The following is a 23,954-nucleotide window of genomic DNA, read 5'->3' as shown; positions in this document are numbered from 1 at the left end:
CTTCTACAACCCACCGCACATCCATCCAAGCCCTGACCCTGCGTCAACCGGCATGCTCCGCAGTTGCGCTTGCTGCCGCCCCCAGACGGAGAAGCCCATGTCCCAGGACCGCAACGACAAGACTCGTCGCCAGTTCCTCGCCACCAGCACTGTACTTGGTGCTGCCGGCGCCCTCTGGTCCGCATTGCCCTTCACCGGCCAAGCCGGTTCCGCCCACGCATCCACCCAAGGAGGTTCCATGACCGCCGACCTGATTCTGTTCAACGGCAAACTGCACACCGTTGACCGCGAAAAGCCCACCGCCACTGCCGTCGCCATCAAGGATGGCCGCTTCATCGCCGTGGGCAACGACGCCGAGGCCATGGCCCACAAGGGCAGCGCCACGCAGATCATCGACCTTAAGCAGCGCACGGTGATCCCAGGCCTGAACGACTCGCACCTGCACCTGATCCGTGGTGGCCTGAACTACAACCTGGAACTGCGCTGGGAAGGCGTGCCGTCGGTGGCTGATGCCCTGCGCATGCTCAAGGACCAGGCTGCGCGCACGCCGACGCCGCAATGGGTACGTGTGGTCGGTGGCTGGAACGAATTCCAGTTCGCCGAAAAACGCATGCCGACCCTGGAAGAAATCAACCAGGCCGCGCCGGACACCCCGGTGTTCCTGCTGCACCTGTATGACCGCGCGCTGCTCAACCGCGCTGCGCTCAAGGCCGTCGGCTACGACAAGACCACGCCTAATCCACCGGGTGGTGAGATCCAGCGCGACAAGTTCGGCAACCCCACCGGCATGCTCATCGCTCGCCCCAACGCGATGATCCTCTACGCCACCCTGGCCAAGGGGCCGAAGCTGCCGCTGGAATACCAGGTCAACTCCACCCGCCAGTTCATGCGCGAGCTGAACCGCCTGGGCTTGACCAGCGCCATCGATGCTGGCGGCGGCTACCAGAACTTCCCAGATGACTACTCGGTGATCCAGGAGCTGGCCGACAACAACCAGCTGACCGTACGCATCGCCTACAACCTGTTCACTCAGAAGCCCAAGGAAGAGCTCGACGATTTCCGCAAGTGGACCTCCAGCGTCAAGCTGCACAGCGGCACCGATTTCCTGCGCCACAACGGCGCTGGCGAGATGCTGGTGTTCTCCGCCGCCGACTTCGAAGACTTCCTCGAGCCGCGTCCGGACCTGCCGCAGACCATGGAAGAAGAGCTGGAGCCCGTGGTGCGCCACCTGGTCGAGCAGCGCTGGCCGTTCCGCCTGCACGCCACGTACAACGAATCGATCACGCGCATGCTCGACGTGTTCGAGAAGGTCAACCGCGACATCCCGTTCAACGGCTTGCCATGGTTCTTCGACCACGCTGAAACCATCACCCCGCAGAACATCGAGCGCGTGCGTGCCCTGGGCGGCGGCATTGCCATCCAGGACCGCATGGCTTTCCAGGGTGAGTACTTCGTCGACCGTTACGGCGCCAAGGCTGCCGAGCAGACCCCGCCGATCAAGCGCATGCTCGAGATGGGCGTGCCAGTCGGGGCCGGTACCGATGCCACCCGTGTGTCCAGCTACAACCCGTGGACTTCGCTGTACTGGCTGGTCAGCGGCAAGACCGTTGGCGGCATGGAGCTGTACAAGGAAGGCCTGGATCGGGAAACCGCGCTGCAGCTGTTCACCCAGGGCAGCGCCTGGTTCTCCAGCGAGCAGGGCAAGAAGGGGCAAATCAAGGTAGGTCAGCTGGCCGACCTGGCGGCTCTGTCGCTGGACTTCTTCAGCGTCGATGAAGAAGCGATCAAGGGCATCGAGTCGGTGCTGACCCTTGTCGATGGCAAGGTCGTGTATGGTGCCGGCGAGTTCGACAAGCTCGGCCCGCCGCAGGTACCGGTACTGCCGGAGTGGTCCCCCGTGGCCAAGGTGCCAGGGCACTGGCGCGTGGGCACGCCGTCGCTGGCGGCTGCAGTGCATCAATGCTCGGGGCCGTGCGGGGTGCACGCGCACAGCCATGACAAGGCGCGTAAATCGAGTGTGCCGGTAAACGACTTCCAGGGCTTCTGGGGTGCGCTGGGTTGCTCGTGCTTCGCGTTCTAAGCTGAGCAGATATGAAAGGGGGGCCAGTTGCTGGCCCCCTTTTTTGTTCCTTCAGTGCCGGCCTCTTCGCGGGGCAAGCCCGCTCCTACAAAGGGTATGCGTTTCCTTGTAGGAGCGGGCTTGCCCCGCGAAAGGGCCGGTAAGGCCAGCATCAATGGTGAGCCTTGTGCTCCCCACCAGCCAACAGATGCCGAATCTTCACTTCGACTCCTTCGGTCTGCAGCATGCGCACCCGCGCCTCGATCTTCAGCTCCCCCCGGGTTACCCGATGGTGATGGCGCAAATGCTCCAGCCACGATTCCTCGAAGAAGAACTCCAGCCATAGCGCAGGATCTGCACTGTCCCGCATCAACCCCCACGACAATGCGCCATTGCGCTTGCGCATCGCCTCCAGCTCCCGCGCCGCCTGCTGGAACGCCTCGGCCTTGGCCGGCTCGATGTGGTACTCCACGGTGACCATCACCGGCCCGCTGTCTTTGTCCATGTCATCGCTCAGCACCGGCACCGGCCAGTGCAGCGACGGTGTCAGCTCCTCGGCCTCGGTCTCCGGCAGGGTGACCTTGCAGGTCAGCAACGTGCCCAGCGCCAGGCCGCCAGCAGCCAGCAGCAGGCTCAGGGTGATCGAAGCATGGCTGGCCAGCGTGCCCCACAGCAAGCCACCGCAGGCCATGGCGCCAAAGAAGAACAGGATATATACCGACAACGCCCGCGCCCGAACCCAGGCCGGTACCGAGGTTTGCGCTGCCACCTGCAGGTTGGACAGCACCGCGATCCAGGCCGCGCCGCTGAGCAGCATCGCCGGCAGCAGCACGTAGAAGTGGCGTACCAGCGCCAGCGCCAGCAGGAACAGGGCATACAGCAGGCTGGCAAGCATCACCAGTCGGTCGCGGCTGATGCGCTCGCGCAGGCGCGGCAGCAGCGTGGCGCCGGCTACCGCACCGATCCCGATGGCCGCCAGCAGCAGGCCGAAGTCGGCAGCGCTGCCGTGCATCTCGCCGCGCACGATCAGTGGCAGCAACGAGGTGCCCGCACTGGCACAGAAGAAGAACGCCAATGCCCGCATAAGCACAGCCTGCAAGGGTTTGGCACTGCGGGCGAAGCGCAGGCCGGTGCGCATGGCACCGACGAAGCGCTCGGCCGGCAGCAGCGGCTCCTGCACTTCACGCTTCCACAGGAACAGCACCAGGATCACCCCGGCGAACGACGCGGCATTCAGGGCGAAGGTCAGCCAAGGGCCGACCAGGCTCACTACGACGCCGGCCAGCGCCGGGCCGATGGCGCGGGACACGTTGATGCCGACGCTGGAAATGGCCACTGCGTTGGCCAGGTCTTGCTTGCCGACCAGCTCCGGCGTCAGCGCGCTCCAGGCCGGCATCATCAACGCGGTGCCGATGCCCAGCGCCAACGTCAGCACCAGCAGCAGGGTGACGTTCATCAGCCCGAGCAGTGTCAGGCACGCCAGCACCACGGCGACCGACGACATCCACAGCTGCACCAGCAGCAGGTATCGACGCTTGTCGACGATATCCGCCGCCGCGCCGGCTGGCAGGGCGAGGAAGAACATCGGCAGCGAGCCGGCCACCTGGATCAGTGCCACATGCAGTGGGTTGGCCGATAGCGTGGTCATCAACCAGCCGGCGCCGACCTCGTGCATCCAGGTGCCGATGTTGGAGGCGATGGTGGCGATCCACAGCATGCGGAAGGTGGTGTTGCGCAACGGGCTCCAGGCGCCTGAAGGGGAAGTGCTCATGTCAGAAGCTGCCTTTGAGTGGGTATTCGATGATCAGGTAGATGCGGTCGATGTCATCGGCTGCCTGAGCCTGGTTGCCGCGGTGGCTGACATGGGAAAACGACAGGCTCAGGTCCTTGGCGGCACCGGACTGCACCACGTATTTCAGGTCGACGTCACGTTCCCAGTGCTTGCCACCCTGGCCGTACTGGTTTGCGTAGGCGCCGCCCGCAGGTGCATGGCTGCCGTCGATGCCGCGACCGCTGACATAGCGGCCCATCAGGCTCAGGCCAGGCACGCCGAGGGTGGCGAAGTTGAGGTCGTAGCGCAGTTGCCACGAGCGCTCACCGGGGCCGTTGAAGTCGGCGTACTTGATCGAGTTGGCCAGGTAGATGGAGTCGCCGCCGACGAAGTCGAACGGCGTGTCGCCCTCGACCTTCTGGTAGGCCAGGGTCAGGGCCTGGGCGCCGAAGCTGTACTTGCCCAGCAGGCTGTAGGCGAGGGTGTCGATCGCTCCGGCGCTGGCGTTGCCGGTGTCGCGGGTCTTGTACAGATTGCCGTCGACGCGCCAGTTGCCCTCGGCCATGTTCAAGTTGAGGTAGGCCTGGCGCCAGGTGTCTTCCAGCTGCCCGGCGTACAATGCGCCGCCAAACGGGCCGTGCGGTGCGAATGTCGCACCCGCCAGGCTGATGGCGCGATTGTCGGTTGTCGCGCCATAGCCACTGAAGTCGTCATGCGTCGAGCTATTGTCCTGATTGTTGAAGGCAGTGAAACGGCCAGCCTGCAAACGCCAATCGGGCACGTCAGTGTTCTCCACGAACCAGCCTGTGGCGTATTCAGGGTGCAGACGTTTGTCGCCTGTGTCGAACACAGGGGTCTCCACCATCATCTCGCCGTAGCGCAGCTGGGTGTTGCCCATGCGCAGCTTGAGCGCGGCACCGGCGCTGGAATAGTCCGATTCGGCACGGCCATCGCTGTCCCGTGGCAGCAGGCCGGTGCCGGCATGGCCGCGACCACCGTCGAGCTTGAGACCGAGGAACCCATGCGCATCGATACCGACGCCGACAGTGCCCTCGGTAAAGCCTGAGCGGACCTCGCCGATGAAGCCCTGCGCCCATTCCTGGCGATAGTTTTGGCCGCTGCCGGACGGTGAGCGGAAGTCGCTGTGGAGGAAGTAGTTGCGGCTGAGCAGCGACCAGCCGGGTTCGTCGGCCTGGCTGAGTACCGGGGAGAGGGCGAGGGTGGCGAGCAGGGCGCGGCCTGGTCCGTGATTGGCGCGGATCATGGGGCCTCCAAGGGGGATGATCCGGGACTGTGAAGCAAGGATAGGTCAGGGGTCTTGTAACTGTGTGCTGGAAGAGGTTGCTTTACCTGCACGGGTTCATGCCATGTCGCTGATGGCGAACTCCTCGGCCAAATGATCGATCAATGCCCGCACCGATGGCAGCAACCCGCGCCGTGACGGGAAGATCGCATGCACGATGCCGCACCGCGGGTGCCAGTCCGGGATGAGTTCCACCAGCCGCCCTGCCGCCAGGTCCTCGCGCACCGCCACCCTCGGCAGGTGCGCGATACCCACCCCAGCCACCACGAAGTGGCGCAAGGCGAACAGGTCGTCCGTCACCATGCGTGGTGTATGCGGGATGACAATGCTGCGGCTGTTGTCTTCACCCTGGAACAGCTCCCACTGGTACTCCCGTTGGGCGCTGCCCCAATGCACGCTCGGCAGGGTACTGAGCAGCTGCGGGTCGAAGCCTTTCGGCAGCTGTTCCAGATACTGCGGCTGGCCGACAAGGCACTGGGTGCTGTTGCTCAGCACCTTCATCACCATGTCGGTGTTCTCCAGCGGCGGGAAGCGCACCCGCAGGGCAATGTCGAAGCCCTCGTGCAGCAGGTCGACACGGCGGTTGGTGCTCTCGATGAACAGCTCCACCTGCGGGTACTTGAGCATGTAGCGGGTCAGCATCGGCCCGACCCAGGAGTTGAGCAGGGTAGTTGGACAACTGATGCGCACCAGCCCGCGTGGTTCGCTGCGGTTGCGCTCGATGATCTCGGCCGCGCCCTCGGCTTCAACGCGCATGGCCAGGCAGCGGTTGTAGTACGCCTGGCCGATCTCGGTCAGTGAGCAGTGGCGGCTGGTGCGGTGCAGCAGGCGCACGCCGAGGCGGTCCTCAAGGTCGGCGATGCGCCGGCTGAGCTTCGACTTGGGCATGTCCAGCGCCCGCCCGGCCGGGGCGAAGCCACCGTGCTCTACAACCTGGGTGAAGTAGTAGAGGGAGTTGAGGTCTTCCAATGATCGTTCTCCAGATGGAACGCTAAAGGCAATTTTCGCAGTCTACCGCCGGAAAGGTGATGATTTTAATCTGTGCCCATCAACGCGAAACACCCCAGATTGCTGAAAAATTCATAAACCTTAGGAGCACAGACCATGAGCAAATTCACCTACAACCGCCTGAACAAAGACGACGCTGCCGTATTGCTGGTCGACCATCAGGCGGGCCTGCTGTCCCTGGTGCGTGACATCGAGCCGGACAAGTTCAAGAACAACGTGCTGGCCCTAGCCGACCTGGCCAAGTTTTTCAACCTGCCGACCATTCTCACCACCAGCTTCGAACAAGGCCCCAACGGCCCGCTGGTGCCGGAACTGAAAGCGCTGTTCCCGGATGCTCCGTACATTGCTCGCCCTGGCCAGATTAACGCCTGGGACAACGAAGACTTCGTCAAGGCAGTGAAGGCCACCGGCAAGAAGCAGCTGATCATCGCCGGCGTCGTGACCGAAGTGTGCGTGGCCTTCCCGGCGCTGGCGGCGCTGGAAGAAGAGTTCGACGTATTCGTGGTAACCGATGCCTCCGGCACGTTCAACGCCATGACCCGCGACGCCGCCCATGACCGCATGAGCCGGGCCGGTGCCCAGCTGATGACCTGGTTCGGCGTGGCCTGCGAGCTGCACCGCGACTGGCGCAACGACATTGAAGGGCTGGCGGCGCTGTGCTCCAACCATATTCCGGACTACCGGAATCTCATGACCAGCTATAACGCGCTGACTGCTGACAAGTAACACGAAGTAACTTGATAGATGGCTTCCGCACGGGGCCCATCGTTGACTTGATTCATGAGTATTGTTAGCGTTTCACCTGAGCGCGAAACCAGTTGCCATTCAGCGGCGATAGCTGGCGTAGGAACCCCGTCGATGGCTGAATCATCAGCGTCGGGTGAGACCTCCACACCCTGGCTTGAGGGTGTGTATATGAATATCAAGCGCGATTACAGGGCCACTGGTGACAGTGGCCCTTTTCTTTGTTCGGCAGAAAATCGTATCGCTTGTAGAGAAGCTTTCCATGGCGATGCTTGTTCAATGCTTTCGCATCGCACTGCATGAAATTCCAAAGCATGTTGCCGGTACTGAGTGTTACGACTACCAGCATCTGCCGCTTGGTTTCGTAGACGCCTATGAAGGCCAGCCTGCAAGTCTCATTGGTGTAAGCGACCTCCCAAACCTCGAATGGCCCCGTTAATGTATCCAGCGCTACCTTCACATAGCGCTCCCTGGCGTCTTGCCGTTTTTCGACGATGTGATTGAGGCAGTTACGCTGAATCTGTATGCCGCCCATTGGGGTGTCGACCGTTATTGACAGGGTCCTTGCACTGCTCAAGCCCAGATTGATCGCAGCAAGCTCGACAGCGGCTTCGTGCGATACGGCAGCGGGCAGTTCTTCGACGGTCTGGATACGCATTTCACGGGCAAGCGTTCTGAGGTCGGGCAGTTTTTCGTCCAGCCAGGAGTGCTGGCCTTTCTTCTCGGCGATTTTTGCGGTTGGGTTGTTGGGACTCAATACGATACCTGGCTGCGATCAGCGCCGCTGATACGGTGGCGGCCAAGAGAGCCTAGGGAGAAGAGTTTCTGCGGACTATCAGACAGGAGTGGATCTGTTGTGTAGGGTGTTTCCTAAATTAAGGGGACAGTCCTGAGCGTCAGGCCCAAAAAAAAGAGGGCGTCAGCCCTCTTCTCGTTTCGGTGTGCCTGACTCAATCCGCATCCGAATCAAACAACCGCGCCAACTCCACCCGTGCTTCATTGGCCGTCTGCATCACCTTGGCCCGGTCATCGCGCACAAGCCCCTGGGCTTCCAGCACTTCCTCGTCATGCTGGGCAAACCGCTCGATCCGGTCCGCCGCCTGCTCGTCGCTCAAGCCCAACCCGATCAGCGCCCGGCGGGTCATCTCGAGGCTTGAGTAGAACGTCTCGCGAATAGGCTCTGCGCCCACATCCGCAAGCTTGTGCACATGCTGACGGTTGCGCGCCCGGGCCAGCACTTTCAGGTGCGGATACTGGCGTTTCACCCGCTCCGCTGTGTGGATGGCAGCGTCGGGGTCATCGATGGTGATGATGAAGTACTCCGCCTCGCCCACTTTGGCTGCATGCAGCACCTCGGGGCGCAGGGGGTCGCCGTAGAACACTGGCACCTGCTCGAACATGCGCGTCATCTCGATGGTGTCCACCGAGGTTTCCAGGGCAATGAACGGGATCTTCTGCGCCCGCAGGATGCGCGCGACGATCTGGCCCATGCGGCCCATGCCGACGATCACCACCCGCGGCGTGCCGGCGTCGATGGTCTTGTACTGCTCAGGCACTTCTCGCGCCGGTTGCGGGCGCTTGAGGGCGCGGGCGCACCCGAGCATCAGTAGCGGGGTGATGGCCATCGACAGGGTGATGGTCATCAGCAGCAGGTCGTAAGTCTGAGTGTCGAACAGGCCTTGGTCCTTGCCCAGCTTGAACACCACAAAGGCGAATTCACCGCCGGCCGCCAGCACCATGCCCAAGCGCAGCGCGCTGGCGCTGTTCAAACCACCGGCCAGGCGGCCGACACCAATCAGCAGCACCAGCTTCACCGCTACTAGCAGCAGGGTCAGGCCCAGCAGCACCAACGGCATTTCCAACAGCAGGCTGAGGTTGGCGCCCATGCCGACGCTGATGAAGAACAGCCCCAGCAGCAGGCCCTTGAAGGGTTCGATCTGCGATTCGAGCTCGTGGCGGTATTCCGAGTCGGCCAGCAGCAGGCCGGCGAGGAAGGCGCCCAGGGCCATGGAAATGCCGGCTTCTTCCATCAACCAGGCGGTACCGATCACCACCAGCAGCGCGGTGGCGGTGGACACCTCCGGCAGGCCAGTGCGGGCCACGGTGCGGAACACCGGGCGCAGCAGGTAGCGACCGCCGATGATGACCACGGCGATGCTGGCGAACACCTTCAGGCCGTGTTGCAGGCTGTCGCCGTGGCTGGTGTCCGGGCCGCTGGCTGCCAGCAGCGGGACCAGAGCGATCAGCGGGATCGCGGCGATGTCCTGGAACAGCAGGATGGCGAATGCCAGGCGGCCATGGGGTGCGTTGAGCTGCTTGGTCTCGGCCAGGCTTTGCAGGCCGAGTGCCGTGGACGACAGCGCCAGGCCCAGGCCGAGCACGACGGCCGCTGGCAGCGACTGGCCGAAACCGAACAGGGCAATAGCGCCGATCACCGCGCCGGTCAGCAGCACCTGGGCGGTGCCGACGCCGAACACCGACCTGCGCATCAGCCACAGGCGCTTGGGCGACAGCTCAAGGCCGATGATGAACAGCAGCAGGACCACGCCCAGCTCGGAAATATGCGCGACGCTTTCGGTGTCGCGGATCAGGCCAAGGGCCTGCGGGCCGATGGCAACGCCGGCTAGCAGGTAACCGATCACGGCCCCCAATTGCAGGCGCTTGGCCAGAGGAACGGCGACAACGGCGGCGAGCAGAAAGATCACCGCGGTTTGCAGAAGGCTGCCTTCGTGTGGCATTGGCTCGTACTCCATGAGCTGCCGGGGCAGCGTTTGAACAGTTTGGCGGACAATTCTGGAGGTTGGCCATTACTCAAACAATCTGCTGCCGGGAAGAAACATTGTCCCGGATTGGTTGACAGGCTCAGCCGCCGCCAAACTGCGCCCGGTACTGTGCCGGTGTCATGCCGATCCGCTCGCAGAACACCTTGCGCATATGCCGATCACTGCCAAACCCGCACCGCGCCGCCACCAGCTTCAACGGCAGTTCACCGCATTCGAGCAATTTGCGCGCCTGGTCGATCCGCGCGTTCTGCAGGTACTGCAGTGGCGTAATCCCGACTTCGCGCTGAAAGGTCCGGGCAAAGTTGCGACCGCTCATGGCCACCAGGTCGGCCATCTTCTGCACGGTAAACGCCTGGTCGATATGGTCGACGATGTACGCTTGTACGCGGGCAATCGGCGAGTCATCCCGCGGCACTGCGGCCAGCAGCGGCCCGTAAGGCGTCTGCCCGCCCTGGCGATGACGCGCCACCAGCAGCACCTTGGCAACTTCCAGGGCCAACGCCTTGCCGTGGTCCTCGGCGACGACGGCCAGCGCCAGGTCGATGCCTGCTGTGATGCCGCCGGAGGTGATCAAGTCGCGGTCGACCACGTAGATGTGTTCGGTGTCGACCTTGGCCTCGGGAAACGCCTGCGCCAGGCGCTCCACGTAATTCCAGTGCGTGGTGCAGCGATAGCCGCCGAGCAACCCGGCACGCCCGAGCAGAAACACCCCGGTGCAGATTGCGCCGAAGCGCCGGGCGCCACGCACGGCCTGCGGCAGCCAGTGCTCGATCGTTGGCAGGGCAACGTCATAGGCGCCCGGCCCACCGGGCACCAATAGCAGATCGACATTGGCCGGCAGGTCTTCCAGTCGCTGGTCGGCCAACACCCTCAGGCCGCAGGAGCTGCGCACCGGCGCTTGGCCTTCGGCCACGGTCACCAGGCGATAGCGCTTGTGTACAGGCAGGAACCGGTTGGCGATGGCAAAGGCGTCCATCGGCCCGGTCACGTCCAGCAACAGCACATCGTTGAACAGCACCATGGCCACGGTGCGGTAAGCATGATTTTCCTGCATGAACCTTTGCCTGAAGCTGAATCCGAATCGAATCTTAGGGTATCGGCCACAGGGCCAGGGCCAGCAGTGCAGATTTAATAACAATTCAGGTTTGGCTCAGGACTTTGTCACGTGCCGGCGGCGACACTTTCTTCATTGAACAGGAGAGTCGCCATGCACCCTGGGACGTCCCAAGAGCCACAGCCAACCCACGGCGCGCTAACGCCCGCACGGTTGCGCCAGGCCCAGGAACTGATGCTGCGCAGCTCGCTGTCGATCATCGAGATCGCCGGCGTGTGCAACCTCACCCGCAGCCATTTCTCCCGTGCCTTCAAGGTCAACACTGGCCTTTCGCCCCAGGCTTGGCGCCTGCTGGCGCGCATGGAAAAAGCCAAGCGTTTGCTCATCACCGAAGCTGCGATCACTCATGTGAGCCTGGAGTGCGGCTTCTGCGACCAGGCCCATTTCACCCGAGCCTTCAGCCGCCTGGTCGGCCAGCCGCCCAAGGCCTGGCGCCAGGCGCAGGGCCATCCTTAAGCCGAATCTATCCGCCGGTATAACCCTTCAGGACATGCCCTTGAGTGAATCCCGGCCCGTTTTCCCAACCCAAGGAGTCACCCCCATGAGCCAACCCGATTACAAGCGCCTGAACAAGGACGATGCCGTGGTGCTGCTGGTCGACCACCAGACCGGCCTGATTTCGCTGGTACAGGACTTCTCGCCCAACGAGTTCAAGAACAACGTCCTGGCCCTGGGCGACCTGGCCAAGTTCTTCGGCCTGCCGACCATCCTCACCACCAGCTTCGAGCAAGGCCCCAACGGCCCACTGGTGCCAGAGCTGAAAGAAATGTTCCCGGATGCGCCGTACATCGCCCGCCCAGGCCAGATCAACGCCTGGGACAACGAAGAATTCGTCAAGGCGATCAAGGCCACTGGCCGCAAGCAGTTGATCATCGCTGGCGTGGTGACGGATGTGTGCGTGGCGTTCCCGACCCTGTCGGCATTGGCTGAAGGCTTTGAAGTGTTCGTCGTGACCGATGCTTCGGGCACCTTCAACGAGACCGTGCAGCAGGCAGCCTGGGTGCGCATGACCCAGGCGGGTGCGCAGATGATGAACTGGTTCTCGGTGGCTTGTGAGCTGCACCGCGACTGGCGCAACGACATCGAAGGGCTGGGTAATCTGCTGTCGCAGCGGATCCCCAACTACCGCAACCTGATGAACAGCTATGCGGCGTTGAGCGCCCGCTGATGTAAACCTGTACCGGCTCCTTCTCGGGCACGCCCGCCAAGAGGCCGGTACAGGCTAGGAAGCACTCACAGGCAGCGTGAAGCGAATGCGGCACCCGCCGAACTCCGATACCAACGCCTGCAACTGCCCGCCATGGGCCTGCACCACCGAATTGCAGATCGCCAACCCCATCCCCATTCCCGCATCTTTGGTGGTATGGAATGCATCAAACACCCGCTCCCGCTCTTCTGCTGCAATGCCGGGCCCGTTGTCATCCACGCAGATCTCGACCCCATCCCCGGCAACGACAGACACAATCCGCAACACCCCATCACTGCGATAGCCCGCCAGCGCCTCCAGTGCGTTGGTAATCAGGTTGAACACCAACTGCTGCAACTGCACCGGGTCGGCCATCACGCCCACCCCGGCCTGCAACTGCGTTTGCACGTCGACCCCGTACTTGGCGGCTTCGGCCGAGGTCAGGCGCAGCACCTCACGAATCAGCTCGTCGACCTTTACCGGCTTGAGTTGCATCGGCGACTGCTTGGCCAGTGAGCGCAGTGCGCGGACGATGTTGGCGGCCCGTTCGCTGTCATTGCGGATGTCTTCAAGGCCCGCAATCGCCTCTTCCAGGTTGGGTTCCGTCCGCTTGAGCCAGCGCAGGCTGGCTGCGGCATTGGAGGCGATACCTAGCAGTGGCTGGCTGATCTCGTGGGCAATGGACGCCGACAGCTCGTTCATCACCTGCAGGTGTGCGCTGCGTGCGAGTTCCGCGCGTGATCGGCGCAGTTCCTCTTCCATTTGCGCGCGGGACTGGTTGTCCTCGGCCAAGCGTGTATAGAACTTGGCCGTCTGCAGCGACACGGCGGCCTGCGAGGCGAGGATCTCCAGCATGGCCAGGCGCTGGCTGCCGAACAAGTTCGGCACCAGGCGGTTTTCCAGATACACCAGGCCGATCAGCACCCCCTGGATAACCAGCGGCAGGCACAGTACCGAGCGCGCGTTACGCGCGTGCAGCTCCTGGCGAAACGCCTCGGGGCAATCGCTCAGGGCGTCATTGAGCACCAGCGGCTTTTTAGTGCGCATGGTGGCGTTGATGATCGACAGTGGCGCCTGGGTCATGAACCTCTGGCAGTTGTCCATGCTCACGTGAAGCCCGGCATCATCAATGTAGGCAAGGGCGGCCATCTGGAACTCGGCGCCACTGACGATCAGCAGGGCACCATGATCGGCGCCTGAGTGCTGGGTGAGGTGGCCCATCAGGGTTTCGATCAACCCTTCGAGCAGCACTTCCTCGGACAACGCCCGTGCCGCCTCGATGCCGGCTTCCAGGTCTAGCTTGGCCTGCTGGGTGGAGCGGTAAGTCTCCTGGACGGGTTGCGTGCGCAGGAACGGGTGCAGGGCCTCCAGCTGGTGCACCTTGCCGGTCGCTCCCCAGATGTGGAAGCAATCGCGGGCGATGCGCAGGTGCAGGTTGGCACCAGAGATGAGGCCGCTGGGGATGCAGACCTCGGCCAGCTGTTCGTGGGCCAGCGCCTGTTCGTGAATGAAACCGGCGGCAGTCGCGGCGATCTGCGCCTGGTCGAAGCAGCGGATGGCTGCCAGACCGTCGCCTTCGAGCTTGGCGATCACCCCTTCGATCAGCAGTAGCTTGTTGCGGAAGGTCACTGGATTGAAGCTGGCCCAGCGGCCGAAACGCTCGTGCAGGATGTGCAGCTCGGCCAGCTTGTCAGCAAGGCTGCCGGGAGCTTCCGGGCTGCCCAGGGTCAGGCCACGGAACAGGTGGTAGTCCGCCAGGTTGATGTGCGCAGGGACAGCCCAGGCGCTGTCGCCCGCTGCATTCAGGCTGCGCATGGCTTGCGCGACATTACCCAGGTAAAACGCTGACATGCCGGTGAACAGGTGCTGGAAAAACAATGTGGTCGGTGAGTGCAGCCGCGTCGGCGAGGCTGTTGCGGCCGCGCCCCTCAGGCTGGCGACAAACCCCTGTTGGGCGCGCAGGATCTGTTCGATATCGCGGTAGCCATGACCGCGTACGGTGACCAGGCCCTGCGCCACTTCCTCGGCAACATCCGGCAGATAGCGGCCCATGAACAGGGAGTCGGAAACCAGGTGGCAGCAGGCATGGCAAGTCATGGCCAGGTCGCCGCTCAAGCGTGTCGAATCGAGCGCTTCCAGCGCCGTGCGGCGCGCGCACTCGATGGGCGAGGTCCAGGCGCTGACTTGGTCCAGAGCCAGCAGCGCACTGGTCAGATCAGCCTCGAAACCGTGTCGCTCGATCAGCTTGAGCGCCGCCAGGCAGCAGGCGTGGCCGTCGTGATAGGTGCCGAAGCGCTCGGCGATCATCACCCCATACCAGGCCAGGCCGTAGGTGCTGCCCGGAGCGACGCCGTGCAGCAGCGACAGCTCCATGAGCTTGGCCAAGTGCAGGAAGCAGATATCGTCCTGCACGGAAAACGACGACGACAGGGTGGCTAGCAGGCCGATGGCAACTGCCACTTCTTCCGAGTCGGTGCGCGGCAGCGAGGCCAGGCAGTGGCGGCCCTTCTGTTCGATCAGGGCATGGACATGCACATGGCTGGCCATCACCCGCTGCGGGTCGACACCGCGAGCCAGGCTGATGCCCAACAGTTCGAGGCCGGCGACAGCGGTACTGGTGGCGGCCTGATAATCGCCGCGCAAGGTGTGCAAGCGTGCCTGCAGCCGGCATACCTGCGCCTGCTCCAGCGTCGAGCCTGCACGCTGGCGGCATTCCACGACCCGGCCTTCGGCTGCAGCCATGCGCGCCAGTTGCAGGTCGCACTCTGCCGCCATGCAGGCGATGGCAAAGGCATGCGTGGCGTGGCTTTGCGACGTGGCACCATGGCTCAACAGCTGTTCGCACGTCTGCAGGTAGGCCGCAGATTGCTCGTAGGCGCCGCTGTCCCGCGTGCGCAGCGCAGCGTCTTGCAAAAGCTGCAGGAAGACTTCGCATTCATCCGTGGCAAACCCGCGTGGGCTGGCGCGTTGCAGCTGATTGGCAACCTCGAATACAACCTCCTGCAAGTCGTTGTGCCAGGCCTGGAGCATGGCCTGAGCAATGCTTGCGTGCAGCTGGTCGCGATCACGCACAGGCGTAAGTTGGTAGGCGGCTTCCATCACCCGGTCATGGGCGAAGCCCAGGCCTTTCTGCCCCGTCAGCAGGAAGCCTGCGTCCATCATGGCCTGCAGCGGTTTGCCCGGCAGGGCGGCAAGCAGGCGCTGAAGCAGGCGTTCGTCGCAGCGGCTGCCAGCCGCGCTGACAATCCGCAGCACTTCGCGCTGGGGCGCGGGCAGGCGTGCCAGGCGGTGGATCATCAGATCTGCGACGTTATCGGAGTAGCGTTGCCTGGCCACGGCTTGCAGGCACCACGACCAGCGCATGGCCTGGGTATCGAAGGTGAACAGTCGGTCCTCGACCATGGCCCTGAGGATCTGATTGATGAAGAACGGATTGCCTGCGGTTTTGTCGTGCACCAGTTCGGCAACCTGCTGCGCGTCATCGGCGCTGACGTGGTAGCGCTCGCCGATCAGTTCGGTGATTGCCCCGACGGTCAGTGGGCGCAGGTCCAGCGTGGTACAGCGCTGATTTGCGCAGGGGGCGATTGGCGTACCCGCAGCTTGCATATCGTTGCGCCGGGCGTAAATCAGCAACAGGTTGCAGGGAGCCTGGTCGTGCAACTGTGCCAGCAGCTGCCGGGTGGCATCGTCGGCCCACTGCAGGTCATCGAAGCACAGCACCAGAGGCTGGCCGGGGTGGCTGAATACCTGCAGGAAATCGACGATGGCCCGCTGTTCTTTCTGCAGTGCAAGGCGCGTGGGCTTTTCCGGCAGGTCGGGCAGCGGGCCGAGGATCAGTTGCAGGTCAGGTGCCAGTTTGCCGAGCAGTCGACCGTGGCCGTTGATGCGCTGCAAGATCTCGCGCCGCAAGTGGTCGAGGTCTTGGCTGTTCTTGGCCAGCAACTGGGTGGTGAGCGAACCGAGGATCTCGACCCATGGCGCATAGGGCACGGCCTGTTCCGGGCTGTTGCACTTGCCGACAGCCCAGAAGCCTTCGGCATGGGCTTTGAGCGCGGCCTCGACCAGGCTGGACTTGCCCATGCCGGCAGCGCCGTTGATGAACAGCACCTGGGGCTTGCTCTCGCGACGCAGGGCATTGAGCATCAGGGCGATGAGCCTCAGTTCGGCGCTGCGGCCATACAGGCGCTCGCGGCTGGGCGAGACCGGGTCGGCACAGCCGGGCTCGAAGGGGGCGATGGTCCGGCTGGCGGCCCATTGCCGTTGGCAGTGAGCCAGGTCGACGGCCAGGGCTTGGGCACTCTGGTAGCGGGCATCGGGCTCCTTCGCCAAGGCCTTGGCCAGGATCCGGCTCAGCGGCTGCGGTACCCGGCTGTCAACCTCACAGGCCGTGCGTGGCTGAACGCCGGCATGCAACTGGCGCCAATGCTGGGTATCGCGCCCGGTCAACGGTAGCTCGCCCAGCAGCAATTGGTAGAGGATCGCGCCCAAGGCATAGATGTCGCTGCGCCGGTCGCTGCTGCTGCCATGGGGGCAGATCTGCTCCGGTGCCAGATACGCCCAGTTGCCAAGCGCGGTGCCCTGTTCGCTGATCAGTTCTGGCGTGTCGGCGCGAAAACAACCCAGTCGCACCCGCAGGTTCTGCTGCAGGCACACGTGCTCGGGCAGCAATGCACCGTGCAGCACATTGCACGCGTGGGCCTGCGCGAGGGCGTTGGCGGCATTTACCGCAATGTCGAGAAAGGTTGCCAGGTCGACTGGGCCTTGGCTGATCAGCTCGGCGATGGAGCGCCCGGCGGGGTAAACCAGCAACGGGCCTTCCGCGCAGCGGACAAACGCCGAGGGGATTACCGCCCATTGCGGATCAAGTTGCAGGCGGTAGTCGCGCTCCAGGCGCTGGCAGGCCGCAGGGGCCTCGAGCGGGGCGCGCACGGCGATCCAGGCTTGGTGGGTGGCGGGGTCGTGCAAGCGGAAGTAGCTGAGCTCACCTTCCTGGCCCAGTGGCGTGACATCGCAGCGATTCAGCCAGTTGTCGTCGATCGACTGGTCGAAATCGATGGGCCTGTTTGCGAGGCGTTCATCGAGCACAAAGCACCCCCTGCTTGCAGCATCCTGACGCGCGAGTATACCCAGCGGCCCTCTCAAGAATGCGGCCTGCAGCCCGCTTGGCAGAAACGGGAACGCTGTTGTCCGTTATCAACACCTGGCCGCTGGAAGGCGCTTGTATAGTGCTGGGACCCACCTATCCCTCGGGATAATTGTCGGATGGCGTTCGCTGACCTAGGCTGCCCTAGGCTGCGCAAACGCCCATGCCCGTGCGAGGAAACCATGATCCGAATAGGCAATGCCCAGGTGTCGCTGGAGCGGCGCGAAGCCTTCCTTGATGGCAAGCCGATCCCGTTGGGCGGTCGGGCGTTCGAGGTGCTGGCCACGCTGATCAAGGCCAAGGGCCGGGTGGTGGGCAAGGACGAGATGTTCAGCCAGGTGTGGGCCGGCACGGTGGTCGAAGACAACAACCTGCAGGTGCAGGTGTCGCTGTTGCGCAAGGCCTTTGGCGATCGCGGTCTGATCCAGACCGTGCCGCGTCGCGGCTATCGCCTGGCGGCCGAAGTCAGCCTCGACGTGCCTTGCCTGGGGCTGGGCCAATCGCCTTTGTGCACTGTGGGCGATCTCATCGAGCCGGTCGATGACGGTGTGAGCGTGCCCGTGCTGGTGGTGGACGACGATCCATCGGTGCGCAAGGCACTGGGCCGCCTGCTGCGCTCGCAGGATATTCCCCACCACTTGTTCGCCAGTGCCGAAGAGCTGTTCGAGGCGCGCCTGGAAACCTCCACCGCCTGCCTGCTGCTGGACATGCACCTGCCCGAAACCAGCGGCCTTGAGGTGCAGGCTGCGCTGCGCCGGCTGGCGCTGCCCTGGCCGATCGTGTTCATGAGCGGTTTCGGTACCATTCCCATGACGGTACAGGCGATGCGCGCCGGGGCCGTGGAATTTCTGACCAAACCCTTCGACGAAGACCAGCTGCTGGCACTGCTCGAATCGGTACGTGCCCGTGCTGTGACCGAGGGGCGCAAATGGCACCATGCCCGGCGGGTCGAGGAAAAGTATCAGCGTCTGACCCAGCGCGAGCGGCAGGTGTTCACGCTGGTGGTCGGCGGCCTGTCGCACAAGCAGATAGCCAAGGAAATAGGCACCAGTGAGGTGACCACCAAGGTCCACAAGAAGAACATCATGAACAAGATGCAGTCACGTTCATTGCTGGAGCTGGTGGCCATGCACAACGTCATCGGGGCACGGCCCGGCGCATGAGCAGAGCGGTGTGCATCGTCGATGATGATGCTTCGGTGCGCAAAAGCCTGGCCAACCTGCTGCGTTCGGCGGGGTTCGAGAGCCTGGCGTTCGCGACGGGGGAAGTGTTTCTGGCTTCGGGCCTGGCACGCGAGGCAGGCTGCGTGCTGCTCGACCTGAAGATGCCCGGGATGAGCGGGCTTGAGGTGCAGCGTGAACTGGCGCGGCGGGGTTGGCGCTTGCCGGTGATCGGCATGTCCGCGCATTGGGACGAAGGTGCACTGCAGGCGGCATTGCGCAACGGCGCACGGGCTTGTCTGGGCAAGCCGTTTCCTGAAGAAGTACTGCTCCAGGCAGTCGAGGAGGCATTGTCGGGTGAATGAGCACACCTGAACAATCAATTGCAGCGCAGTCGGGGGATGCTCGTTGGCTTGATCGAATCGCGAGCCCATTGCCATGCCACGCCTGAAGACCTTGCTCGACCCCCAATCACCGGCCCTGATCGCCAGCGGCCTGCTGTTCATGCGGGTGATGGCTGCTGTGCTGCTTTTTTCCATCCACGGGTTGCCAAAGCTGCTGGACTGGAGCGGGGAGTTGCAGCGCATCGAAGATCCTTTTGGCCTGGGAGCGCCGCTGACCTTGGGCCTGGCTGTGTTTGCCGAGGTGGCCTGTCCGGTGTTGCTGGTGCTGGGCGTGGCCGCGCGGTTGGCCTGCTTGCCGGTACTGGGCGTGTTGCTGGTGGCGCTGGTAGTGGTTCATCCAGACTGGTCGCTGGAGCAGGGGCAATTTGCCTGGTTGCTGGTGGCGCTTTATGGCGGCCTGGCGCTGACCGGGCCTGGGATGTATTCGGTTGCCGGGTGGGCCTGGCAGAACCAAGCAGCCCAAAGGACCTAGCTGCTGCCCGGCCGGTACTGTAATGCCTCGGCCAAGTGGCCTTTGCTGATCGCTTGGCTACTCTCCAGATCAGCCAATGTGCGTGCCACCTTCAACAACCGATGCGCTGCCCGTAAGGAAAGGCTTAACCGCTCACAAGCACTTTCCAGCCAGGCTTGGTCCGCTGCTGTCAGCTGGCAATGGCTGCGCAACCCCTCCAGGTTGAGAAACGCATTGGCACAGCCCTGCCGTCGCTGCTGCACTTCGCGGGCTTCGGCGACCTTGGCTGCCACATCGGCACTGGTCTCCCCACTGGGCTGGTTATTTAGCGTCGTAGTCTCGCGGGCCACGGTCAGGTGCAAGTCGATACGGTCGAGCAACGGGCCTGAAAGCTTGTTGCGATACCGCGCGATCTGCTCGGTACTGCAACGGCAGCGGCCGGTCGGGTCACCCAGATACCCGCAAGGGCAGGGGTTCATCGCTGCCACCAGCTGGAACCGCGCCGGGAATCGCACTTTGTCGCGCGCCCGCGCAATCACGATCTCGCCGGATTCCAGCGGTTCGCGCAGCACTTCCAGCACGCGCCTTTCAAACTCTGGCAACTCGTCGAGAAACAGCACGCCATGGTGTGCCAGGGTGATTTCGCCAGGTTGCGGACGGCTGCTACCGCCGACCAGCGCCGGCCCTGAGGCCGAATGGTGCGGGTGACGAAATGGCCGCAGCGGCCAGCTGCTGAGCGGCGTGTGGCCGCTGACCGACTGGATGGCCGCCACCTCCAGCGCCTCGTGTTCATCCAGTGGTGGCAGCAGGCCGGGGAGGCGGCTGGCGAGCAAGGTCTTGCCTGTGCCGGGCGGCCCGGTGAACAGCAAGTTGTGCGCCCCGGCTGCCGCCAGCAGCAATGCCCGCTTGGCCGCGACCTGGCCTTGGACCTCGCTAAGGTCCGGGTAAGGCTGCTGCTTCATGACCAGGCCATTGGCAGCAAACGGCGGCAACGGCACCTGCCCGTTGAGATGCGCCACCAATTCCAGCAGGTGCGCCACGGCATACACCACCAGGCCACCGGCCAGGCTGGCTTCTTCGGCATTTTCCCGCGGCACCACCAACGCCCGGCCTGCCTCGCGTGCCGCCAGTGCCGCCGGCAACACGCCCTGCACCGGGCGCAGCTTGCCCGACAGGGCCAGTTCGCCCAGGCATTCCATGTCGGCCAAGGCCGGCAACGGCACCTGGCCATCGGCGGCCAGAATGCCCAGGGCAATGGCCAGGTCATAGCGCCCGCCGTCCTTGGGCAAGTCGGCGGGTGCGAGGTTCTGGGTAATACGCCGCTGCGGGTAGTTCAGCCCGGAGTTGACGATGGCGCTGCGCACACGGTCCTTGCTCTCCTTGACCGTGGTCTCTGGCAGGCCGACCAGGGTGAGATGGGGCAGGCCGTTGGCCAGGTGCGTTTCGACACTGACGGCCGGGGCCTGCACGCCGACCTGGGCGCGGCTGTGGACGAGGGCTAGGGACATGGACGCTCCTTTTTACTGGATCAAGGGCCGCTTCCTGCGGCCTGTCGGAGCCTAGTGAGTTTCAGCAACGCTGGCGCAAGAAAAATGCGACTTTGTTTTGCATGCCAGGTCTTTCTCCTGCCTTTTCACACAATCTGACAAATACTGGATCCAATTCTTTGCGAAGAGCCCGGCTATGGCTTAGTGTTCAAGTGCAACAGCTGTTGCCATTGGATGGCAACGCGACCCTGAAAATGGACTTAAGGTACTGCCCGTGCAAATGCTCAATCGCACCCGCCAGCAGATCCGAGAACGGGTGCAGGCCAATCAGTACGCCGAACTCACCCGCTTGTTCGATGCGCTCCAGGCGCAGTGGCGGCAAGCGCCCCCCGGTGAGTGCGCTGCCTACCTGGACGCAGTGCAAGGCTACTTGCAGGATTGCGATACGCAGGGCGGCAAGGCCTTGACGCATACCCTCAACACTTGGATCGAGGCCTGCCCCAAGGCTTATCACCCGCATGTGGTGATGGGCTTTCACTGCTTCAGTCTCGCCTGCCAGATCCGTGATCAGGCTGGCCATCAAGCAGTTCCCGAAGAACGCCGACTGGCTGCGGAGCAGGCCTGCGAGAAGGGCACGGCGCATTTCCTGCGCGCTATGGAGCGCAGCGCGCAACCGGTTGCCGCAGTGATCGGCATGCTGCACATCAGCGCGTACCTGCGTGAGCCCGGCTGGTTGGTCGAGTTGTTCGCTGGCCAAGTGCCGCGCTATCGACCCAGCGCGCATGCTGATGTGGAAGTGCAGGAAGCCGCTGCGCCGCTGTTGGTCAAATACGGCCTGACGCCCTTGCAGGCGCTGCCGCAGACATTGCCTGCAGGGTTGAGCGCACGCTTGCATGAGCCTCGCGAAAGCGCCACGGATTACTGGCTACGCCATGCGTTGGCATGGTTTCCCGGCTGCTTCGAGGCGATCGAGGCCTATGCCAGATACCTGACCCCACGCTGGGGCGGCAGCGCTGCGGCTGTCGACGCACTGGCCAACGGCCCGCTGTGCCTGGGTTGGCCTGAAGCGCAGCGCAATGCAATCCGCTGGCTGGCCCTGGAAGACACCTTCTGGCTGCCGCATGCCAGGCAACTGCCACAGATCGCGACCTGGCACAGAACCTTTGCCCAGTGGGCCCAGCGTGAGCTCAGGCCCAAGGAGCGCGCGACGCTGCTGGCCCGGCGTGGCGCCCTGCGGCGCTATTCGATGGGTGATTTCGCCGGTGCGATGCGTGACTTCGTCGACAGTGTCGCGCTCTACCCTGACCATGGCTTCGTTCCGGCCATTGGCGAGCCCTTCCATAGCCTCGTGTGCCTGGTGCTGTTAAACGAGGCCAAGGACGATTCGCAGGTCTTGCGCACCGTCATCGAACGGCTGAGCGATGACCGTCGCCAGGCGGCGGCCTGCGTGCTGCGGGCTGCGGGGCTTCAGTTCGGGTTGTGGGGCTTTGGGCAATCTGCCGAGCAGGCAAGCACGTGGTTGCGTCTGGCGGTCAAGCGCCAGTGCGGGCGCGAGGGGCAGGGCTTCGAGGTGCTCGACGTGCCGCGCCTGCTCTGGGCTGCCGGCCAGCATGAGGCTGCGCACTTCCTGTATGAAGCCTTTGCGGAGCTGAAACTCCCGGATGCCGCCATCGCACTGTACGATCTGCACCGTGGCTGGCTGGACAGTACCCCCGCGCATTACCTCAGTGCCAAGGCTGCCGAACATTGGCTGTTGCGGGCGGCGGAGTTTGGCCATCCACTGGCCAAGTTCGACCTGGCTTGCCAGCGCATGAGCCTTGCGCAAGGGCTGGAGGACCGTAAGGCGGTGCTGGCGATCAAGCGGCTGTTGCTCGATGCACTGAGCCATCCGCCAATCCATGCCAAGGCGCAATTGCAGTTAGGCCTCCTGCTGCGCCAGTACGGTGATGCGCGGGAGCGTGTAGAGGCGGTCGACTATCTGCTGGGGCTGGCCGAGCACCCCGATGCCTGGATCGCCGCCCGTGCCTGTGCGGAACTTGGGCTGGCCTGGATGCAGGGTTGTGGTACGCGCAAGCAGAGCCGCTATGCAGCAATCGAGTGGGCCAATCGTGCCGTTGCGTTGCAGTCCAGCGATCCGCTGATCGAGGAAATACAGGCCGAGATTCGCAACTCGCATAGCCGGGTGAAAACGTTATTCACCGTGTGCGGGGCGGCGCTGTTCCGTGGCGACCTGCATGCCAGCGAACTGCCGCCCAAGGCCGCAGGCCAGCACAGGGCTTCGGCCTGAAACCTGGAGTGCAACGCAGCCACAGCGTCTTTGCGTAACGGTTATTCCTGCGCGGCTGGCGCCATCCGCGCTTCCAGCTCGGCGACTTGCTTCTCCAGGGCCTCGAGGCGGGCACGGGTGCGCGCCAGCACGACCATCTGGCTGTCGAATTCTTCACGGCTGACCAGGTCCAGTTTGCTGAAGGCGCCTTGCATCAGCACCTTGAACTGGCTTTCCAGTTCGGCGCGAGGCTGCGTGGTATCGCTGCTGAACAGGCGCGAGGCCTGGTCGCTCAGGGCGTCGAGAAGGGCTTTGGGCGCGAGCATGTCGGGCTGTCCACTGATACTGAGAAATGGCCCGCAGTGTAGCACGCGGCAACCCTGCGCCATTGACCTCAGGTGGCTGCACATTTTTCGAGCAGCTCGCCGGGCCTGCCTGCACCGAAGTTGTGCATGTTTACCATGCTGGCGACTGGCCAATCCCGACTGATTCGCATAACTCGCTGTTTTGCAGTCGTTTAACGGAACTGGCAAGGATTCTGCAAAGACCTGTATGAGCCATGCACTGATGCAGTTCCTTGTGACCAGGCAGTGCGCACGCGAAGCCGGATGCCGACGACGCGTTACAAAGCCAGGCGCTGCGCTTAGACTTGAGACGGGTTTGTTTTCCTGGGGCAAGTCCACCAAATCGGGAGAGAGTTTCATGAAGCTAGTCACAGCCATCATCAAGCCGTTCAAGCTGGACGACGTGCGCGAGTCGTTGTCGGAAATCGGCGTGCAGGGCATTACCGTCACCGAAGTCAAAGGTTTCGGCCGGCAGAAGGGCCACACCGAGCTGTATCGCGGCGCGGAGTACGTGGTCGACTTCCTGCCAAAAGTGAAGATCGACGTCGCCATCGACGACAAGGACCTTGATCGAGTGATCGAAGCCATCACCAAGGCGGCCAACACCGGCAAGATCGGTGACGGCAAGATCTTCGTGGTGAATCTGGAGCAGGCGATCCGCATCCGTACCGGCGAAACCGATACCGACGCGATCTAAGCGCCGAAAAAAGCCTCACCAAACCCAACGCCCC

The 23,954-nt window shown here is 63.5% G+C and carries 18 protein-coding genes; 9 read left to right on the top strand and 9 right to left on the bottom strand.

What is annotated here, in order from left to right; translation table 11 throughout:
• Positions 1–238 precede the first annotated feature (238 nt).
• Positions 239–2,080 carry an amidohydrolase gene (locus APH28_RS03475; RefSeq protein WP_177334215.1) on the top strand — a complete coding sequence of 614 codons (1,842 nt, stop codon included), beginning with the start codon at positions 239–241 and terminating at the stop codon, positions 2,078–2,080.
• 151 nt (positions 2,081–2,231) lie between these two features.
• On the opposite strand, the gene APH28_RS03470 is transcribed toward APH28_RS03475, so the two are convergent.
• The 3 genes from APH28_RS03470 to APH28_RS03460 all read right to left on the bottom strand — a co-directional run bounded on the left by APH28_RS03470 (position 2,232) and on the right by APH28_RS03460 (position 6,102).
• A complete protein-coding gene (locus APH28_RS03470; protein ID WP_060507648.1) occupies positions 2,232–3,830 on the bottom strand; it encodes an MFS transporter in 1,599 nt (532 codons plus the stop codon).
• A 1-nt stretch (position 3,831) separates the two neighbouring features.
• A complete protein-coding gene (locus APH28_RS03465) occupies positions 3,832–5,094 on the bottom strand; it encodes an OprD family porin (RefSeq protein ID WP_060507647.1) in 1,263 nt (420 codons plus the stop codon).
• Between the two features lie 96 nt (positions 5,095–5,190).
• Positions 5,191–6,102, bottom strand: a complete 912-nt coding sequence (locus APH28_RS03460; protein WP_060507646.1) for a LysR substrate-binding domain-containing protein — start codon at positions 6,100–6,102, stop codon at positions 5,191–5,193.
• Between the two features lie 135 nt (positions 6,103–6,237).
• Between APH28_RS03460 and ycaC (APH28_RS03455) the strand changes: the two genes are divergently transcribed.
• The gene (ycaC, locus tag APH28_RS03455; RefSeq protein ID WP_060507645.1) at positions 6,238–6,867 is read left to right on the top strand and encodes an isochorismate family cysteine hydrolase YcaC; all 630 of its coding nucleotides are present in this window, start codon (positions 6,238–6,240) and stop codon (positions 6,865–6,867) included.
• A 196-nt stretch (positions 6,868–7,063) separates the two neighbouring features.
• Here the strand turns inward: ycaC (APH28_RS03455) and APH28_RS29065 are convergent, their stop codons facing one another.
• From APH28_RS29065 to APH28_RS03440, 3 genes are all read right to left on the bottom strand, one after another.
• Positions 7,064–7,642, bottom strand: coding sequence for a PBECR2 nuclease fold domain-containing protein (locus tag APH28_RS29065; RefSeq protein WP_060507644.1), 579 nt, complete (start codon positions 7,640–7,642; stop codon positions 7,064–7,066).
• A gap of 193 nt (positions 7,643–7,835) precedes the next feature.
• The gene (locus APH28_RS03445) at positions 7,836–9,623 is read right to left on the bottom strand and encodes a monovalent cation:proton antiporter-2 (CPA2) family protein (protein WP_060507643.1); all 1,788 of its coding nucleotides are present in this window, start codon (positions 9,621–9,623) and stop codon (positions 7,836–7,838) included.
• A 124-nt stretch (positions 9,624–9,747) separates the two neighbouring features.
• Positions 9,748–10,722 (bottom strand): GlxA family transcriptional regulator, encoded by a 975-nt coding sequence (locus APH28_RS03440; protein WP_060507642.1) that lies wholly within the window; start codon positions 10,720–10,722, stop codon positions 9,748–9,750.
• A gap of 153 nt (positions 10,723–10,875) precedes the next feature.
• Here APH28_RS03440 and APH28_RS03435 point away from each other — a divergent pair, with 153 nt between their 5' ends.
• Positions 10,876–11,238, top strand: a complete 363-nt coding sequence (locus APH28_RS03435; protein ID WP_060507641.1) for an AraC family transcriptional regulator — start codon at positions 10,876–10,878, stop codon at positions 11,236–11,238.
• An 85-nt stretch (positions 11,239–11,323) separates the two neighbouring features.
• A complete protein-coding gene (gene ycaC, locus APH28_RS03430) occupies positions 11,324–11,950 on the top strand; it encodes an isochorismate family cysteine hydrolase YcaC (protein ID WP_060507640.1) in 627 nt (208 codons plus the stop codon).
• Between the two features lie 54 nt (positions 11,951–12,004).
• Here ycaC (APH28_RS03430) and APH28_RS03425 read toward each other — a convergent pair whose 3' ends face one another.
• The gene (locus APH28_RS03425; protein WP_060507639.1) at positions 12,005–17,053 is read right to left on the bottom strand and encodes an ATP-binding sensor histidine kinase; all 5,049 of its coding nucleotides are present in this window, start codon (positions 17,051–17,053) and stop codon (positions 12,005–12,007) included.
• Positions 17,054–17,293: 240 nt separating this feature from the next.
• On the opposite strand from APH28_RS03425, the gene APH28_RS03420 reads away from it, so the two are divergent.
• The 3 genes from APH28_RS03420 to APH28_RS03410 all read left to right on the top strand — a co-directional run bounded on the left by APH28_RS03420 (position 17,294) and on the right by APH28_RS03410 (position 19,147).
• On the top strand, positions 17,294–18,274 hold the full coding sequence (locus APH28_RS03420) for a response regulator (RefSeq protein WP_060507638.1): 981 nt from the start codon (positions 17,294–17,296) through the stop codon (positions 18,272–18,274).
• Positions 18,271–18,636, top strand: coding sequence for a response regulator transcription factor (locus tag APH28_RS03415; protein WP_177334212.1), 366 nt, complete (start codon positions 18,271–18,273; stop codon positions 18,634–18,636). The genes APH28_RS03420 and APH28_RS03415 overlap by 4 nt, the downstream gene beginning before the upstream one ends.
• A 73-nt stretch (positions 18,637–18,709) precedes the next feature.
• Positions 18,710–19,147, top strand: a complete 438-nt coding sequence (locus APH28_RS03410) for a DoxX family protein (RefSeq protein ID WP_060507636.1) — start codon at positions 18,710–18,712, stop codon at positions 19,145–19,147.
• Here APH28_RS03410 and APH28_RS03405 read toward each other — a convergent pair.
• The gene (locus tag APH28_RS03405) at positions 19,144–20,634 is read right to left on the bottom strand and encodes a YifB family Mg chelatase-like AAA ATPase (protein WP_060507635.1); all 1,491 of its coding nucleotides are present in this window, start codon (positions 20,632–20,634) and stop codon (positions 19,144–19,146) included. The two genes, APH28_RS03410 and APH28_RS03405, sit on opposite strands and share 4 nt — an antisense overlap.
• A 253-nt stretch (positions 20,635–20,887) precedes the next feature.
• Here APH28_RS03405 and APH28_RS03400 point away from each other — a divergent pair, with 253 nt between their 5' ends.
• Positions 20,888–22,900, top strand: a complete 2,013-nt coding sequence (locus APH28_RS03400; protein WP_060507634.1) for a DUF4034 domain-containing protein — start codon at positions 20,888–20,890, stop codon at positions 22,898–22,900.
• 41 nt (positions 22,901–22,941) lie between these two features.
• Here the strand turns inward: APH28_RS03400 and APH28_RS03395 are convergent, their stop codons facing one another.
• Complete coding sequence (locus tag APH28_RS03395; protein WP_060507633.1) at positions 22,942–23,205, bottom strand: accessory factor UbiK family protein; 264 nt, start codon at positions 23,203–23,205, stop codon at positions 22,942–22,944.
• A 376-nt stretch (positions 23,206–23,581) separates the two neighbouring features.
• On the opposite strand from APH28_RS03395, the gene glnK reads away from it, so the two are divergent.
• Entirely contained in the window at positions 23,582–23,920 is a 339-nt protein-coding gene (glnK, locus tag APH28_RS03390; protein ID WP_002555808.1) for a P-II family nitrogen regulator, read from the top strand.
• Positions 23,921–23,954: the final 34 nt, after the last annotated feature.

The organism is Pseudomonas sp. NBRC 111124 (genome assembly GCF_001320245.1).
Classification (GTDB): Bacteria; Pseudomonadota; Gammaproteobacteria; order Pseudomonadales; family Pseudomonadaceae; genus Aquipseudomonas.
This window is presented reverse-complemented; position numbering and strand designations above follow the sequence as displayed.

Excerpts from the sequence above, each read along its gene's own strand:
- glnK (WP_002555808.1), top strand. The coding sequence starts at position 23,582 with ATGAAGCTAGTCACAGCCATCATCAAGCCGTTCAAGCTGGACGACGTG.
- APH28_RS03405 (WP_060507635.1), bottom strand. The coding sequence starts at position 20,634 with ATGTCCCTAGCCCTCGTCCACAGCCGCGCCCAGGTCGGCGTGCAGGCC.
- APH28_RS03445 (WP_060507643.1), bottom strand. The coding sequence starts at position 9,623 with ATGCCACACGAAGGCAGCCTTCTGCAAACCGCGGTGATCTTTCTGCTC.
- APH28_RS03395 (WP_060507633.1), bottom strand. The coding sequence starts at position 23,205 with ATGCTCGCGCCCAAAGCCCTTCTCGACGCCCTGAGCGACCAGGCCTCG.
- APH28_RS03435 (WP_060507641.1), top strand. The coding sequence starts at position 10,876 with ATGCACCCTGGGACGTCCCAAGAGCCACAGCCAACCCACGGCGCGCTA.
- APH28_RS03410 (WP_060507636.1), top strand. The coding sequence starts at position 18,710 with ATGCCACGCCTGAAGACCTTGCTCGACCCCCAATCACCGGCCCTGATC.
- APH28_RS03465 (WP_060507647.1), bottom strand. The coding sequence starts at position 5,094 with ATGATCCGCGCCAATCACGGACCAGGCCGCGCCCTGCTCGCCACCCTC.
- APH28_RS03470 (WP_060507648.1), bottom strand. The coding sequence starts at position 3,830 with ATGAGCACTTCCCCTTCAGGCGCCTGGAGCCCGTTGCGCAACACCACC.
- APH28_RS03440 (WP_060507642.1), bottom strand. The coding sequence starts at position 10,722 with ATGCAGGAAAATCATGCTTACCGCACCGTGGCCATGGTGCTGTTCAAC.
- ycaC (WP_060507645.1), top strand. The coding sequence starts at position 6,238 with ATGAGCAAATTCACCTACAACCGCCTGAACAAAGACGACGCTGCCGTA.
- APH28_RS03420 (WP_060507638.1), top strand. The coding sequence starts at position 17,294 with ATGATCCGAATAGGCAATGCCCAGGTGTCGCTGGAGCGGCGCGAAGCC.
- ycaC (WP_060507640.1), top strand. The coding sequence starts at position 11,324 with ATGAGCCAACCCGATTACAAGCGCCTGAACAAGGACGATGCCGTGGTG.
- APH28_RS03475 (WP_177334215.1), top strand. The coding sequence starts at position 239 with ATGACCGCCGACCTGATTCTGTTCAACGGCAAACTGCACACCGTTGAC.
- APH28_RS03415 (WP_177334212.1), top strand. The coding sequence starts at position 18,271 with ATGAGCAGAGCGGTGTGCATCGTCGATGATGATGCTTCGGTGCGCAAA.